This window comes from Streptomyces sp. ISL-12 (assembly GCF_018614415.1).
Classification (GTDB): domain Bacteria; phylum Actinomycetota; class Actinomycetes; order Streptomycetales; family Streptomycetaceae; genus Streptomyces.
In genome coordinates, this window is record NZ_JAGGOO010000102.1 from 12484 (window position 1) to 27637 (window position 15154).

A 15154-nucleotide genomic window follows, 5' to 3' on the forward strand; every position below is an offset into this window, starting at 1 on the left:
CCGGGGCCACCGTGTCGGTCAGAGGGTGTCGAGGTCCGGTCGGCTGGCGGCGAACTCCGCCGCCGCGTCGCGGTACATCGCAAGGAGCCGGGCTGGATCGCACTCGTTGCGGATGCCGTCGAGCAGCAGCTTGGCCATCGTGTAGCCGGGGTAGATGTCGACGGCTTCGGCAAAGGCGTGGCTGGCGGTGACGGTGTCGCCCTGCCGCCAGGCGACCCAGCCGAGGAGGGTGAGGAGCGGCGGCGCCTTACCGGTGTGCGGCGGGACGCAGCGCCGGGCGAGGTAGCCCCACAGTTGCCGCTCGTAGGGAAGGTCGCTCTCCTCGCCGGTGGACAGGGCGACGTCCCTCGCGTGGAGATCTTGTAGGCCGAGGATGATGCGGGCGGCGATCTCGTCCGAGAGCTCGCGACGGCCGCTGCGGAAGTCGGCCAAGGCTCCGTTGACGATGTCGATGGTGCCGTAGCGGGCGAGGAGTCGTTCGTCTGCGCCGAGGACCTGGTCGTAGTGGTGGCTGGTGGCTGCGTCGAGTGCTTCGCGGAAGCGCACCGCGGTGTTGTCGGTGGTAAGGCGGTACTCGCTGGCGACCTCGACGGCGTGCTGGAGGTGCGTCAGGCGATGGGCGTGGCCCTCGCGGGCGGAGGCGAGCCAGTCTCGGGGGTCTTCGCCGTCGATCGTGCCGAGGTGTATGCCGGTGGCCAGCTCGTACTCGGGGTCGGTGGTGATGGCGTCGCGCAGGGCGAGCCGGGCGGCGATGAGGTCGCCTTGCCGCCAGGCGACGAACGCGAACAGCGTCAGGACGGGCACGGCCTCCTGCCTGAACGGTTCGGCGCAGTGCCGTGCGAGGTAGGCCCACAAGCGTCGGGCGTGGGGAAGGTCGCTGTCCCCAGCGTGCGCCATGCCGGCCTCCAGGGCGGCGGCGTCCTGAAGGCCGACGATGAGCTGCGTGGTCATGGCGCGGGTGAGGGCGGTCGCCCCGTCACGGAACCGGCTCATGGCGGCGTCGATCTGCTCCAGCGTCAACGCGAGCGTGGCGTCGCGTCCGGCGGTGGTCGCGCACCGCGAGTTGAAGTAGTCGGCGGCGGTGTGCAGGTCCATGAGGAACGCAGGGTCCGCCGTGGCCGCCCGGAACTCCTTGATGATGTCGCGGGTGCGAGGGCCGGGAGCGCGGCCGAGGCGGGCCATCTGCACGGCGACGCTGGTGGGGTCGTCGGGCGACGGGAGCGGGTCGCCCTCGCAGCACCCGTCGACGTCGCACTCGTAAGCCCACCACCGGTTCGCGACGAGGCCGATCGTCTGGAGGACGTTGGCGCGGTGCTCCACGAACTCGTTCGTGAGCCAGGTGCCGACGGGGGCAAGGAGCGCGGCGGTCTCCCCGGGGCTCTGGCCGGGGCGCGGTTCGCGGCAGAGGTAGATGATGACGCCCTCAGCGAGGTCATGGCCGCGGTCGTGGGCGTAGGCCACGAACTGGCGGGCAGCGTGCTCGGCGGTGGCCTGCCACTCGGCGCTGTCGTCGGGGAGGGGGCACGTCATGGTCGGCCCGTCGTGGAAGTTCGGGCCGGGGGCGTGGAGGGCGATGCTGTCGTCCGGGTAGTGGCCGAGGAGGTACGGCAGGATCTGGGCGAGGTTGGGCAGGCTGGTGACCTGCACCGTGTTGTCGGGCGTGCTCACTTCTGGGTTCCTTCCTTCTGCGATGCGGTGTCGGGCTGCCCGATACGGGCGGGCTGCGCGGGGGCGGGCATGCCGCGTGGCTTGTTCGTGAGGGCGGGGAGCAGTCGTTCGCGGACGAGCGCGGCGAGGTCGGCGGCCAGGGCTTTGCTGGTGCGGGTGGTCAGGACGGCGTGCCAGGTGCGGCCGGGCTGGAGCCGGGCGTCGTTGGCGGCTTGTGCTTCGGCTTGCTCGATGTCGGTGCCGTCGGGGATCGGCGGCAGTTCGGGGCCTGCGGTGATCCAGGTCTGGATGGCGAGGCCGCGGGATTGGACGCGTAGGCCGATGCGGTGTCCGTCGGGGTGCTGGTAGGCGGCGGTGCGGTCGGGGGTGTCGGTGTCCTCCTTGCTCCACGGCGGGTCGAGGGTGGGGGCGAGCTGGTCGAGAGGCGGCAGGTCGATCTCGTCGCGCGGTCCGGCGAAGGCCGGGCGTCGGCGGCGCGGCGTGGGGGTGGTGCCGGGTCGGTCGAAGGGGTCGGGTTCCGTCACGCGGCGTTCTCTTTGCTGGGCATGAGCTGGTCGACCAGGTCGAAGGCGCGGCGCCAGGCGACGATCGTGCTGGCGGTCTCCATGTACCGGTCGCGCTGCTCGAAGGCTTCTTTGGCTTCGGCGCGGGTCTTGGCGTAGTCGTCGTCCGGTGCGAGGGAGTCGGCGCAGCCGATGAGGCAGCGCGGGCCGAGGTCCCAGATGATCGCGTTGACGGCGGCGCACCCGGCGGACAGCGCGTCGATGTCGTTGCCGTACCAGTGGAAGTCGTGCGGGTTGAGGCCGAGGTCGCGCAGGCGTTGGGCGACGGAGCGGAACATCGTGCCGGAGCCGACGGCGGGTTCGCGGAAGGACATGCCTGGCTTGGCGAAGTCCTTGTCCACGGTCATGTTGGCCATCAGGTCGGTGATGCACGCCGGCGTGTGGTACTCGCCGCGCCACTTCTTGTCGCTCTTGTGGCGGAGGCCGGTGAGCAGGGGGCTGAGGACGTCGGCTTCGGAGCGTTGCCAGGGGTCGTCGTGGCCGGTGAGGTCCATCAGGCCGGTGTTGATGGCGGCGCGGGTGACGGCGTGGACGGCGCGGAGCTGCTGCTTGTCGGGGTTGGGGTTCCAGGCCCAGTCGTGGAGGCGTATGGCGCGGTTGATCAGGTCGGGGCGCTTGATCCAGTGGCCGAGGTAGATCTCCTTGAGGAGCTGCGGGAGTTGTTCGGGCTGGAGGTTGAGCACCCAGTCCGCCAGGCCGGGGACGTTGCGCAGCAGGGAGAGCCCGGCGACGGTGCCGAGGGGGACGTCGATGCTGCTGCCGCCGAAGGACTGGTACCAGGCTTCGAGGACGTTCTCCGCGATCTTGCGGGCGTGCTCGTGCGGGTCGCGCGGGGCGGCGTAGCGCCAGGCGGTGATCTTGCCGGTGGGGCGGGCTTTGGACTGGGGCGGGGGCTTCTTCGCCCACGACGGCGCGGGCCGCGCGGCGGTGGCCGGGGCTGCCGCGCGGGGCAAGAAGTCGTCGGACATGACGGCGGGTTCCTTTCTGCGGGCGCGCATGGGGCCGCCCCGGTGCGCGGTGCGCGGCCGGGGCGGCGGGTGGATGGGGTGGTGAGCGGGGTCAGCTGGTCTGCTGGAGGTCCCGGAGGGTGGCGAAGATGCCGCGGATCTCGACGTCGTAGGCAGCGGCGGGGTACCCGGCCTGCCGCAGGCCGTTGATGAGGAACATCAGGGCCGCCTCGTCGGTGTCCATGTCGCTGATGAGCTGGTCGAAGCTGGTGTCGCGCAGCTCGTCGGGGCGGTGCTCGTAGCCGATGCGCAGGGTCTTCTCGATCTCGGCGAGGGTCGCGGCGGTCTGCTTGTCGGTGAGGCCGAGCAGGGCGGACCAGGCCGCCAGGGTGGCCTTGTCGACGGGGAGCTTCACGGGCTGATGCCTTTCTGGTCGGCCGTGCCCGGCCGCGCGGGGCGGCCGGGCACGGGCGGGTCAGGAGGTGGGGGCGGTGGGGAAGGGGTTGCCCTGGTGGTCGGGGTGGCAGGCGGCGTACAGGCCGCCGGGGAGGCGTTCGGTGATGACGCCCCATCCGGCCCAGCGCATGACGGCGAGGTAGCCGAGGTCTCCGCCGGCGAAGCCGGTGCGGGCCTTGGCGTCGGGGTCGGGCTTGATGAACACCCAGCCGGGCAGGTCTCCGGTGTCGTCGGGCATGACCTGGAAGCCGGGGCGCAGTTCGTGGACGCCGTCGGTGTGGATGGGCGGCATTCCGGCGGCGGTCAGGATGCGTACGGCCTCCTGGATCTGCTTGTGGCCGTGGTACTCGGGCAGGGTGCCGACGCCGGTGTGCAGGGGCCGCTCGTACGGGAGGCGACCGACGGCGGCCTTGTAGATGGTCATGAGGAGTTGGGCGTCGTCGCGGCGGCCGGCGTGGCGCATGGCGATGTTCGCGACGATCACGATGGAGTGCCGGTCCTGGGTGAACAGGCGGCGGAACTGGTCGAGGGTCATGCCGGTGGTCACCTGCACGCGGGCGAAGGTGCGTGAGGCGAAGCGCACGGCGTATGCGACGTGTTCGGGGTCGAGCCCTATCTGGTGGGCGAGTTCGCGGATTCCGGGCGAGTAGTCGGTCATTGGGTCTCCAAGAGGCGCTTGCGCGTATGGGTGCGCCCCCGGCGGTGGGCCGGGGGCGCGGGGTGCTGGTGGGGTTCGGAGATGGTTAGCGGCGTCCGCCGCATCCGGCGTGGCCGCAGCCGCCGCAGAATCCGCCGCTGTTGCACTCGCAGCCGCATCCGTGGTTCTGGGTTTCCATTCCAATCCCCCTTCCCATTCAGGCGTTTCCCGAATTTCTTACTTATATCTTAATGGCAAATACCCCAGAAGCAAGATGTGGCCGAATGAATGCGCATTTAATTTCCGCAATTCAATTCCCTAATTCGCGGCTGCCGGAATGAGATCGGGCCAGCGGACGGCCTCCAGCGCGCGGCGGTGCGAGTCGGGCACGGGCACCGTCGGGTAGCCGAGCCAGTCGAGCCCCATCGCGGCGAGGATCGTGGCGTCCGCCTGGTCGTAGCGGCCCGGCCCTTCGCACGGGACGCCGTACCGCTCGACGGCCACCGAGCGCACCATGCCCTTCGCGATCCGGGCCCGGTCCTTGCGCGGGAAGTCCTGGGCCGGGTTGGCCCGGCCGGTCGCGTAGATCGTGCGCCCGTGCGGGGTCACCACGGCGTAGGGGATGCGGTGGCGCCACAGGTACTGCGTAACCAGCCACCACAGCCCGGCCAGCTCGTGGTGCCCGGCCTGCCCGCCCTGGGCGTAGGCGGCGCCCTCGACGACCACCAGGTCCGCGCCGTCCTTCACGCTCAGCGCAACGGCCGCGAGCAGCCAGTCCAGCCGCTCGTGGCTGCGGCGGCGGCCGGGCCGGTAGGCGCGTGCCCAGTCTGTCCCCGCGATGCCGGTCGAGGTCAGCGACAGGTCGAGACCGAGGACGCACGGCTGCCACTCCCCCTTCTCCTGCACGCTGGGCAGGGTCACCGGGGCGCTCTGGGGCTCGGCGGTCACGCGGCACCTCCCGCTCGCCTGATGACCTCGGCCATCGACAGCTCCCGCCGGAACGGGACGCCCAGCTCCTCTTCCAGGTCGGCGTACTCGCGCGCCAGCTCGGGCCGGAGCCCGGCCGCGCACGTCAGGTCCGGGGCGGAGGCCAGGACGCACAGGCTGCACGAGAGCCGGGACATGCCGGCGTCGTACGCCCAGTGGTAGGGCAGACCGCGGTCCCGGATGCGCTGCCACACCTCGGCGGTGCTCCAGCGCAGCACCGGGTACCACTGGGTCACGGTGCGGCGCCCGCTGCTGGCCCGGTGGTCGATCTCGACGGCGGGCCGCCGGGCGCGGGCACGGGACTCCTCCGCCCGGAATCCCATGACGTGCACGATCCGCGCCGGGCGGCCGAAGATGCCGAGGGCGTTGACCTGCTCGGTCATGAACCGGTGCGCCACGCCCCTCTTCTCCGAGGTGCAGAACCGGGTCATGAGGTGCGGAAACTGGCCGCGCGCCCGGATGCGGTGGAACAGGGACGGCCACTTCGTCATGCGCCGGACCTCGAAGGGAAGTCCGTAGTGGGCGGCCTGGCGGCGCGCCAGGTCCACGGTGCCGGGCCACTCCACGCTGTGGCCGCGCGGAGTGGTTCCGAGATCGATGTGCAGGACCACCATGCGGTCGCGGACTCCGGCCTCGTCGCCCAGGCGTACGGCCTCATCCATGGCCACGATGCTGTCCTTGCCGCCGCTGTTGCTGATGACGATGCGGTCGGCGGCGGACAGGTCGGGCACCGGCTCGGGGCCGTGCACGGCGCGGGCGCTGACCAGTTCTATCTGGCCGCTCACCGCTGGCCTTCCCCGGTCGCGGAAAGGTGCTTGCTGATCAGGCGCTCTGCCTCGGCCATGGCCGGTCCCTTGTGGCGGTCGACCCACTCGCCGTCGTAGCTGCCGACCGGCCCCCACAGGTACCAGCCGGTGTCGTGGTAGCCGTCCTTCGGGTTCCTGCGGCGGTGGCCCAGCTCCCACCAGCCGTCGCGCCAGCGCAACAGGCGCTTCGCGGCCGGGTCTGGTACCCAGCCGGCCCGCTCGGCCAGGGTCTGGAGACGTGCCACGTCGGTGCGCAGCATCGCCGCTTCGGCGGCGGCGTCCAGGTCACGCGGGGCGGGGCGCTCGCCGCCCGTCTGGTGCGCGGGCGAGGCGGGGTAAAGGCCGAGCCTTCGTACGGCGTCGTCCCTCTGGCGCGCGACGCGCCGCAGCAGACCGGCCGCGCCGACTATGCCCCGCTCCTCCAGCCACTTCGCGGTGGCGTCGATCTCGACGCCCACGGAACGGTCGTTCATCTCGAACTCCTTCGGCGGGGCCGTCCCGGCGCGTGCCGGGACGGCCCCTGGTGTGCAGCGGGTTACGGGCGGGCGACCTTGTGGGTCTTGGGGCGGTCCTTCTGGATGCAGTTGCCGGACTCGGGCATGGCCCGGCGGCCCGCGACGAGGTCCTGGAACCGGACGCCGGGGCGGAACTTCACGACCCGGCGCTCGGCGACCTCCACCGGCTCACCGGTCTACGGGTTGCGGGCGGTGCGGGCAGGGCGCACCCGGGGGGTGAGGCTGCCGAATCCGGTGACGGAGACGACTTCACCGGCGGCGACGGCGCGGACGATCGCATCGAGCGCGGCCTCCACGGCGTCGGCCGCCTGCGCGCGGTTGCCGGTCGTCTTCGCCACGGCCTGGATGAGCTGGGCCTTGTTCACAGAGGGATTCCATTCAATTCGGCTGGGCCGCAGGAGTCGAGGGCGGGCGCGCCACGCGGCGGGCCACGGGTTCAGTCCGTAGCCGGGGTCCGAGAGCTGTCCGCACACCGGAGCGCGGGAGCGCACAACATGGTTCATGAATGTCACCTATCTCGGCTCAGTCGGGCAGACGAACGAGGAACTTGCCGACCGCGAGCACGTGGGAGATGGGCAGGGCGACGGCCGCGTAGTCGGCCGAGATCAACCACGGCTCCTCGCCGGAGCGGGGCCGGGCGGGCACGACCCATGCCGTACCCGTCCAGTCCGCGTAGCGCGCCCCGACCTCGAGGAGCTGCCCGGCGAAGAGGAACAGGCGGGTGCGCAGCGACGAGGACCATCCCCGACCGGGCTCCGGGCCGTCCCAGCCGTGCGGGGTCTGGAGGCCGAGGAAGTCGGGTCCGGCGGTCACCAAGGTGCCCACCGGTCCCAGGGAGCGGAACTCGATCGCCTCGCCATTGCCGCCGGCGTTCAGCCACCGGGACAGGTCGTCGGCGCTGAGCTGCACGGGGCGCCCCTGCGCCAGCGGGTGTTCACGGGCGTCGAGCACCAGGCGCAGCAGGGACCGCCACGGCAGGCGGCCGACGTGGGGTGCGGCGGGGACGGTGAGCTGGGCGACGCCCTCGGTGAAGCGGAGCAGCTGATGGCCGCCGCTGGTGACGTGCTCGACGGTGACGGTGTCGGACGACTCCAGCCAGCCGCGCAGCGCGGTGGCGTCGTCGTAGCCGACGGGGGCCGTCCACACGTCGCCCGCGACGGGGGTGCGGGCGACGGCGAGCGTGCGGTCGCTGCACGCGACGACGTGGAGGTGGCCGGGGGTGCAGTCGAGGATCAGGGCGTCGAGGTCGCATGCGTCCTCGCCCGCCTGGAAGCGGTGCGGGGCGGCCTGGTCGAGGATGGCCGCCAGGTCGCGGGCCTTGACGGTGAACATGGTGGGTCTCCGCAGGAGTTGTAGGGGTGATGATCAGGAGCCGTAGGCGCGTTTGCGGGCCCGGCGGGCCTGCTGGGCGAGCCGTCCGGCCTCCAGGCACAGGGAGCACGCGCGCTCCCCGCGCCGGTTGTGGGCACGGGCACCGGCTTCGGTGCCGTGGGTGATCGGGCGTCGGCCGCGCTCGCGTAGTTCGGCGGGCTGAGCGCCCTCGCAGGTCGCGAGGACCTGCCCGTTGTGCCAGAGCCGTCCGCCGCACACGCCGTCGAACAGGCTCGTGCTCGGCATGACCAGGTCGATGCACTGCGACCGGAACGGGCAGCCCTGGCAGGCCGCGAGGAGGGAGAGGACCAGCGGCTCCGTCGGGGCTTCGGCCGCCGTCTCCTCGGACGTGAAGCGGGTGTCCCCGGCGCAGGGGGCCTCACCGACCCACCCGTTGCCGCTCATCTGCTCCTCCTCCCGTGCGCTAGGCGGTTGGCGGCAGCGGCATCAGGCGGACCTGATCGCTGACGCTGGAGCCGTACGGGTGGGCGAAGCCGCGCGTGAGCGGCATCAGGTGACGGTCGGCCAGCGGGGGGAGGAGAACGACCTGTGCCACGAGGCGAGTGACAGCGTCGTCGCACGGGGCGCTGAGCCGAGGCCGGGCAACGGGGGCGGGGGCGCCACCGTCCGCCTGCTCCTCGATGACCCCGATGACGCGGCCCCCGCCTGCGCGGCTGTCCACGATGACCGCCGTTGCCGCGGGGTGGTGCCCGCGTATCAGATCCGCCACGCGGGCTGCGCGGTCGGCCGGGGGCAGCTCCAGGAGCCAGTTGCTGTCGCTGGCGCTGTTGCGTACGACGGTGGCCCAGGCCGGGGAGTCGTACGGCGCCAGCGCGCTCTGCACGTCCAGTTCGATGTCGACGGCGATCTCTTCGAGAGGGTGCTCGTCGTCGCCGTTCTCCCACAGCCAGGGGCAGGTCCCAAGGGGGCTGGGCTGCGCGCCGAGCACGCCCGCCAGCTCCAGCGACCGCGTCTTGCCGTTGTAGTCGAAGGTGACATAGACGGCCTCGGGGCACAGCGCGCGGATCCTCGCGCTGATGTGGTCCAGGACAGCCAGGCAGTACGCCTTCTCGAAACGGCGCCGCTCGGCGTCCAACTCCTCGCGCTGCTGGGCGAGGACGGCTAGCTGATCGCATACGGCAGGGGTCATGACGGTGCTCTCCTTCTTCTACAGGGGGTCAGGCGAGGACGGGCTTGAGGCGTTCACCGATCCAGCGGGCGACGTTGACCGACACGGCGTTGCCGGCCTGCTGGGTCTGGGCGGCCTTGGTGCCGACGACCTCGTACGTCTCGGGGAACCGCTGGGCCGATAGCTGCTCGCGGGGCTGCAACATGCGGAAGTAGCAGTCCTCGATGGCGGGCGCGGTCCGCACGATGGCCGCCGAGTCGCGGGTCGACAGGGTGTGCAGCGGCTCGCCCGCGGTCTTCGGCGCGGCTTTGCGGTACGGGATCACCAACGTGTTGCGGACGCGGGTGCGAACGTTGCCGTCGGGGACGACCAGGCCGTGGTGGCGGGCCGTGGCGATGGTGCTCAGCGGGGCGTCGATCGGCGCGGCGTCGCAGTTGTTGCGGAACTCGACGATGAACGGGTCCACCGTGACGAGGGCTTCGCTCTCGCGGGTGGTGCGGGTGCGCATGGGCTCCTCGATGGGCGAGGCCGTGTCGTTCCACGAGCCGCCCACGGGCACCAGCAGGGCCTCACCGAGCTTGGCCGTGCGGGTGGGCAGCGGCCGGGTGCGCGGGGCGAACGCGCGGTCGGTGCCGTCCTTGCCGTGCGTGAGGGTGACGACGGACGGCTCGTAGGGGAACTTCGCCAGTCCGGCCGCGATGCGGCGCATGGTGTTCGGCACCAGCGGGCGGGCGCGGTCCCCGATGCGCTGGCCGATGTCGTCCCACATGATCACGTCGGAGGCGGGCCGGACGTACGGCTCCACCAGCGCGTGGCCACAGCGGCTGTTCGGGCAGCGGTAGTCGTACTGCTGCTGGTACTTGCCGACCTTCACCCGCGGGTCGCGCCAGCTCTGGCGCGCCTTGACGTCCCGCCCGCACTCGAAGCAGTACGCCAGTGGACGGGGGGCGAGGTCGGGTCGGCGGATCCCGGTGAGGGTGAAGACCAGGTACACGCGGTCGCGCCACTGCGGGGCGTTCGGATTGGTCTCCGACCCGATGTGCGCGGAGGACACGGAGACGATCTGGACGCGGTAGCCGAGCTTCTTCATGGCGCGGATCCACTCGGGGAACAGCAGCCAGTCGGTGATGAACTCGACGACGTTCTCCACGACGACGCACGAGAACCGCTTCGCCTCGGCAGCGCGCAGCACGCACCAGGCGGTTACCCGGGTCATCTCGAAGGCTTCCGGGGGCAGTTCGCGCCACTGCTCCTCTTCCTCGAACAGTGCGTCCTGCGCCGGGTCGGGCCGCTTCTTCCCGCCGGCGGGGCTGACCTCGGTGCAGATGACGCTGGCCCACAGCACGAGGGCCTTCGGGAGCCAGCGCATGGGGTAGTTCTGGATGTCGGCGCAGCGCGCCGCCGCATTCGGGTGGTTGAGCCCGAACGTGTCGACGGCGGTCTGCCAGTGGTTGATGCCGAGGATGGGGTCGTAACCGGCTTTCAACAGGCCGGTGGCATCTCCGCCCGCTCCGCAGAGCAGGTGGATGGATCGGGGCACGGTCTTAGGTCTCCAAGAGGCGGGGCCGCCCGGCCCGGCTGGGCCGGGCGACCGTGGTCAGGACTCGTCGGAGGCGCGTAACGCGCGGTGGTGGCGGCTGTCCTCGATGCCGAGGGCGGTGAACCCCAGCAAGCCGAGGGCGCACACGATCAGCAGCCAGATCACCGGTCCGCGCCCCCGGAGGGGCGCGGTGCGCGGCGCGGCCGGTCAGTCATCGCTGCGGGTGACGCGGACGGTCGTGATGTGTCCGGCGGACTCGAACAGCGCCAGCGGGTAGCCGTCCGCCTGGGCCCGCTGCCAGACGCGGCGGTAGCCCTCGTGGTCGGTGAGCCGCTGGGACCACTCCGAGAAGCGGGCGATGGCGGTGGCCGCACCCTCGATCCCGGCGGTCTGGTTGTGGCTCGCGCCGTACGGCGCGGTGTGCGTGGCCGAGACGATCAGCCGGGGTGCGCGGCGGGGAACGTCGAGGCCGTCGATGCGGGCCAGCAGCGGGATCAGGCTGTTGCGGTGGTGGCGCTGGGGGCCGTTGGGGGTGGAGTCGTACAGGACGGTGTGCTTGCTCGGGTCCTGCACATCCCGACGGACGGCCGTCCAGCCGTTCACCTCAGCGGCGTCGGCGGGCAGGCTGTGCTCGGAGGCGATGATCAGCTCCGTGCCGTCCCGCAGGTCGGCACGGACGAAGAACTCGCCTCCTCCGGCGGTCTCGATGTCGGTGACCCAACCCGCGTAGCGCAGCGGGGTGATGACGTGGCTGTAGCGGTGGAAGAGCCGCTGCCACAGCGGGTCGGTGGTGCGGTTGTGGTCGGGCAGAGCCGCGATGGTGGTGGTCATGTGCTGGTCTCCAAGAGGGTGTGCACGGCGGGCGCACAGAAAGCACGCCCGCCGCTGAAAAATGTCACCTATCTCAGGTGAAGCGGATGTCAGATGGTGGGCAGTTCACTGCGGGCGAGGATCTGCACCGACCACATCCGGCCGCCGCGGGTGACGACGCAGCCGATCGCGCGCCCCTCGTGGGGCAGGACGAAGCCGCTGCCGCCTTCCTCGTTGCTCAGGTCGCTGACGAGCTCGCGGACGCCGTGTTCGGCGCACTCGGCCGAGCAGTAGAGGTGGTCGCCGAGGCGCGGTGCGACCGGTGAGCCGTGGATCACTTCGGCGACCACGACGTAGACGTCGGGGGTCGGGGTGAGCGTGTCGGTCAAGGTGGTCTCCAAGAGGTCGGTGAGTTCGGTGGGTTCCGAACTCATGCTTATATCTTAATGGCGTACACCGAGGCGTCAATGTTGCCGATCTCGTGAATGCCCCTGTCTCTGCCGGGAGTTGGCGCCCTTCTCGCGGCCCATTCGTGCCAGCTCTCGCACCCGTTGGCGGGCCATCTCCAGAGCTTGCGGGTCCGTTGCCGCAACGCGCCGCTCCTGCTCGGCGAAGAACTGCCGTAGCCAGTCCTGCTGCTGGCGGTGCTCGCGGTCGGCCGCTTCGCGCCGCGCCTGCTCCCTCCCGGCACGTGGGTTCGTTCCGCACCCGCGACAGTTCGACACCGGCTCGGCGTGCTTCGGGCAACCCGCCCGCTGCGGCTCTCCGCGCTCCGCCTCCGGCTCCCCTGCAGCGTCAGCCGTGGGGGTAGGGGGGTGAGGAAGAGAAGAGGAAGAAGAAGGAAGAGAAGGGGTTTCCCCAGGGGAACCCGCCCGGTTTCCCGAGGGCAACCCACTGGGTTCCCCCAGGGCAACCCTGCCCGGAGCGTCATCAGGGTTCCCCTGGGGCAACCCTGGCTCCGAAGCGGCCTCGGCGGCGGCCCGTGCCTCTTCCCGTGCGGCGACATCCTGTTGTGTCCGGGCCGCCGACGACGGCTTGCGGCGCGCGGTCTTGCGGGCCAGCCGGGGGTTGGTCGGGGCACGCTGCGCCGTCCGGCGCCGCTCGATCAACTCCTCCGTCGACGGGATGGGAGGCACGCCGTGCGGGAACACCCGGTACTCGGCGCGGCGGCCGACACGTCCGATCGTGACCCGCTCGACCAGGCCGAGGCCGACGAGCTGGGTCACCACCGTGATGACCTGCTTCTCCCCTACGCCGGCCCAGGCCATCATCCGCTCCAGGCCCGGCCGGGCCAGCCGGGTCTGGTCGTCGGCCGAGTCCGCGATCTTCATGAGGACGAGCTTCTGCGTGGTGTTGATCACTTCCTTCGGCAGGTAGGCGGCCACCACCATCAATTGGATGCTCACCGGCACCTCTCCGTGTTCCGTCTGGCCCCGCCCCGCGGGGGCGAGGACGGAGCACGCCGGCTCCGCCCCCGCCGTGTGGCGCGATCAGGGCTTCTTGCGCGCGGTGACGTTGATGCTCACCGCGGTCCGCCGGTCGTGGTCGAGGCGCGTAGGCACGGGGATGCCCACCTCCTTCAACATCGCCTTCATCGACGCCGCGTCGGGCACCATCGGCACCTCCAGCCCCGCACGGCAGTACAGCGCGACCATCGCCTCGACGTCATCGACCTTGGTCGGGTTGCCGCCGCTCCACTTCAGGACGTTGTCGCCGTAGACACCGGGTTCGGAGCCTTCGAGCTGGGCGCGCAGGAACTTCTGCCTGTCCTTGAGCGGCTTGATCTGCTCGGAGACCTCGGCGTACTCGGCCAGCGCCTTCGCGCGTTCCTCGTCGTCGTGGATGAGCTGGCTCTGCGGGGAGCGCCCGGCGACCAGAGGCCCCCAGCACGCGGTGCGGAAGGGGCAGTGGTCGCAGATCGCGGAGATGCCCGGCCCCTGGAAGGTGCGCGGCAGCTCCTCTGGGGAAGCGGCGGCCCGCACCTGCTGAACCCACCAGCGGGCACGGCGGGCGCGGTCGGCCTCGTAGGCGATCTCCTGAACGTGGTCGTCACCCGAGTCGCGGTTGATGAACCGGAAGCGGATGCGGGCGACCGGCACCGGCCCGAGGTGGGCAAGCTGCCGCTGGCCCCGGACGCTGGCGAAGCCCTCCGTGCCGAGCAGATCGGCGTACAGGTACACCTGCCTCAGCTCGGCCTCGCTCGCGCCGTACCGCAGGACGCTGTCCCACTGGTACGTGCTCTTCGTCTTCACGTCCTCGACGGTCGTTTCCTCGGCCGGGAGCGTGGGGCGCAGCCGCTTCGGGAGCCGGGCGGCGGTGGCGCTGTCGAGCTGGACGGCGTCGATGTGGCCCCGGACGGTCTCGTCCTCGACGCGGCGCTCGACGAGCCAGCCGTACTCCTCGCGGGCGGCCTCAAGTATCCCGGCGTGTAGCCAGGTTCCGAGAATCGCCTTCCGCTTCTCGCCGACGTCGGTCGGGGTGCGGCCGTGCAGGAGGTACCCGGCCCGGCGTGCGCACACGGTGTCGCTGGCGCCGAGCTTGGTCTGTTGGGAGCGGGGGCGGCGTGCGTCCGCCGCGTGAGCGGCGGGCCACAGGCTGACGGGCCGCTCCGGCGCGATGGCCATGGTGGTCACGGTGTTCTCCAAGAGGATGGGGTGCCGCCCGCCCGACAGCGGGCGGCACCCGGTGTCGACAGGGTCAGGAGGCGCGGCGGGGAGCGGAGGGCCGCTTACGCTGGGTGCGCTTCGCCGGAGCCGGGGCCTCGTCGGACTCCGCGGCGGTGTCCGGCTTGGCCTCCGGGGGAGCCTTCTTCGCGGCACGCGCCCGCTTCCTCGGCGCGGGCTGCTCCGTGCTCTCGTCCCGGTCCCCAGCCTGGGAGTCCTCGGCGGACTCCTCCTTCGCGTCGCCCTTGTCGTTGCCGCCCTTGTCGTCGCCCGCTTCGAGCCCGGCGGCCTCGCGCAGGCGTCGGGTCGCCTCTTCCGCCTCGCGGACGACGGCTTCAGCGTCGGCCCGCGCCATCTCCTCATCCACGTACACGCCGGACAGGTCCTGCGGTGCGGCCATGCGCAGCGCGCCGGCCTCGGCGCACTTGCGGAGCATGTGGGCGGGCATCTGCTGCCACATCTTCGCCACGACGTACGCGCCCTGCTTGCGGTCGTAGTACGTCGGGGCGAACTCGTCCCAGCGGGCGATCATGGGGAACCGGCTGGTGCCGCGCAGGACGGTGACCTTGACCGCGGCCGGGTACGCCTTCGACAGCCAGACCTCGTGGGCGTTGCCCTCGGAGTCGTAATAGACGGTGTCCTCGTACGAGATGGACTCCCCGGCCTTGCTGGCCGCGCGGTGGGCGACCGTGCGGAAGCCGTCGATGCCGGTCTGGATGGTCCAGGTCTTCTCCGGCTCGTCGGGGTTGTCGGCGGCCTTCCAGTTGGTGCGGCCGATCATGTAGATCTGCCGCGCGAACGGGTCGAGGCCGGACCGCACGCAGAAGTGGAAGAACAAGGCCAGTTGGGCACGCGGTGCCTGGGCGAGTCCGGGGCTGATCAGCGACAGGGCGGCCACCTGACGTGCGTCGAACTCGACTTGGTCGGCGCGCAGAACGACGGCGCTCTGGGAGACGCTGCGTTCGGGCAACTTCTCGGGGGCGGTCGGCGCCGGTGCGGCCGACGCCGTGTCGCCGTCCTGCTGTTCGGTGGGTTGGTTCATGGGTCGTGTCTCTCCAAGAG

19 protein-coding genes are annotated in these 15154 nt (G+C 71.4%); all 19 read right to left on the reverse strand.

All coding sequences use genetic code 11. From position 1 onward, the window contains the following. Window positions 1-18: 18 nt before the first annotated feature. Window positions 19-1668: a DUF4192 family protein gene (locus J7I94_RS26090; protein WP_215170636.1), complete on the reverse strand. Its 1650-nt coding sequence runs from the start codon at window positions 1666-1668 to the stop codon at window positions 19-21. Continuing rightward, the gene (locus J7I94_RS39375) at window positions 1665-2192 is read right to left on the reverse strand and encodes a hypothetical protein (RefSeq protein WP_215170638.1); all 528 of its coding nucleotides are present in this window, start codon (window positions 2190-2192) and stop codon (window positions 1665-1667) included. The genes J7I94_RS26090 and J7I94_RS39375 overlap by 4 nt, the downstream gene beginning before the upstream one ends. Next, the gene (locus J7I94_RS26100; RefSeq protein ID WP_215170640.1) at window positions 2189-3199 is read right to left on the reverse strand and encodes an N-6 DNA methylase; all 1011 of its coding nucleotides are present in this window, start codon (window positions 3197-3199) and stop codon (window positions 2189-2191) included. Before J7I94_RS26100 ends, J7I94_RS39375 begins: the two co-directional genes overlap by 4 nt. 91 nt (window positions 3200-3290) lie before the next feature. Beyond that, window positions 3291-3593, reverse strand: a complete 303-nt coding sequence (locus tag J7I94_RS26105) for a hypothetical protein (RefSeq protein WP_215170641.1) — start codon at window positions 3591-3593, stop codon at window positions 3291-3293. 60 nt (window positions 3594-3653) lie between these two features. Continuing rightward, a complete protein-coding gene (locus J7I94_RS26110; RefSeq protein ID WP_215170644.1) occupies window positions 3654-4292 on the reverse strand; it encodes a hypothetical protein in 639 nt (212 codons plus the stop codon). A gap of 297 nt (window positions 4293-4589) precedes the next feature. After that, entirely contained in the window at window positions 4590-5219 is a 630-nt protein-coding gene (locus tag J7I94_RS26115) for a hypothetical protein (protein ID WP_308114697.1), read from the reverse strand. After that, window positions 5216-6043: a phosphoadenosine phosphosulfate reductase family protein gene (locus J7I94_RS26120; protein ID WP_308114698.1), complete on the reverse strand. Its 828-nt coding sequence runs from the start codon at window positions 6041-6043 to the stop codon at window positions 5216-5218. Before J7I94_RS26120 ends, J7I94_RS26115 begins: the two co-directional genes overlap by 4 nt. Continuing rightward, window positions 6040-6537, reverse strand: a complete 498-nt coding sequence (locus tag J7I94_RS26125) for a hypothetical protein (RefSeq protein WP_215170646.1) — start codon at window positions 6535-6537, stop codon at window positions 6040-6042. Before J7I94_RS26125 ends, J7I94_RS26120 begins: the two co-directional genes overlap by 4 nt. 62 nt (window positions 6538-6599) lie before the next feature. Beyond that, window positions 6600-6743, reverse strand: a complete 144-nt coding sequence (locus tag J7I94_RS38605) for a hypothetical protein (RefSeq protein ID WP_251075756.1) — start codon at window positions 6741-6743, stop codon at window positions 6600-6602. A 12-nt stretch (window positions 6744-6755) separates the two neighbouring features. Then, the gene (locus J7I94_RS39380; protein WP_308114699.1) at window positions 6756-6944 is read right to left on the reverse strand and encodes an HU family DNA-binding protein; all 189 of its coding nucleotides are present in this window, start codon (window positions 6942-6944) and stop codon (window positions 6756-6758) included. A 157-nt stretch (window positions 6945-7101) separates the two neighbouring features. Further along, window positions 7102-7911, reverse strand: coding sequence for a hypothetical protein (locus J7I94_RS26135; RefSeq protein ID WP_215170648.1), 810 nt, complete (start codon window positions 7909-7911; stop codon window positions 7102-7104). Between the two features lie 33 nt (window positions 7912-7944). Then, window positions 7945-8355 carry a hypothetical protein gene (locus J7I94_RS26140; protein WP_215170650.1) on the reverse strand — a complete coding sequence of 137 codons (411 nt, stop codon included), beginning with the start codon at window positions 8353-8355 and terminating at the stop codon, window positions 7945-7947. A gap of 19 nt (window positions 8356-8374) precedes the next feature. Then, complete coding sequence (locus tag J7I94_RS26145) at window positions 8375-9100, reverse strand: hypothetical protein (protein WP_215170652.1); 726 nt, start codon at window positions 9098-9100, stop codon at window positions 8375-8377. Window positions 9101-9128: 28 nt separating this feature from the next. Beyond that, window positions 9129-10619, reverse strand: a complete 1491-nt coding sequence (locus J7I94_RS26150; protein ID WP_215170654.1) for a DNA cytosine methyltransferase — start codon at window positions 10617-10619, stop codon at window positions 9129-9131. Window positions 10620-10826: 207 nt separating this feature from the next. Then, a complete protein-coding gene (locus J7I94_RS26155) occupies window positions 10827-11450 on the reverse strand; it encodes a hypothetical protein (protein ID WP_215170655.1) in 624 nt (207 codons plus the stop codon). 89 nt (window positions 11451-11539) lie between these two features. Next, window positions 11540-11863 (reverse strand): hypothetical protein, encoded by a 324-nt coding sequence (locus J7I94_RS26160; protein WP_215170657.1) that lies wholly within the window; start codon window positions 11861-11863, stop codon window positions 11540-11542. Window positions 11864-11893: 30 nt separating this feature from the next. Beyond that, complete coding sequence (locus J7I94_RS26165; RefSeq protein ID WP_215170659.1) at window positions 11894-12835, reverse strand: helix-turn-helix domain-containing protein; 942 nt, start codon at window positions 12833-12835, stop codon at window positions 11894-11896. A gap of 84 nt (window positions 12836-12919) precedes the next feature. After that, a complete protein-coding gene (locus J7I94_RS26170) occupies window positions 12920-14053 on the reverse strand; it encodes a PD-(D/E)XK nuclease family protein (RefSeq protein ID WP_215170714.1) in 1134 nt (377 codons plus the stop codon). Between the two features lie 73 nt (window positions 14054-14126). Further along, window positions 14127-15134, reverse strand: coding sequence for a phage recombination protein Bet (gene bet, locus J7I94_RS26175; protein ID WP_215170661.1), 1008 nt, complete (start codon window positions 15132-15134; stop codon window positions 14127-14129). Window positions 15135-15154: the final 20 nt, after the last annotated feature.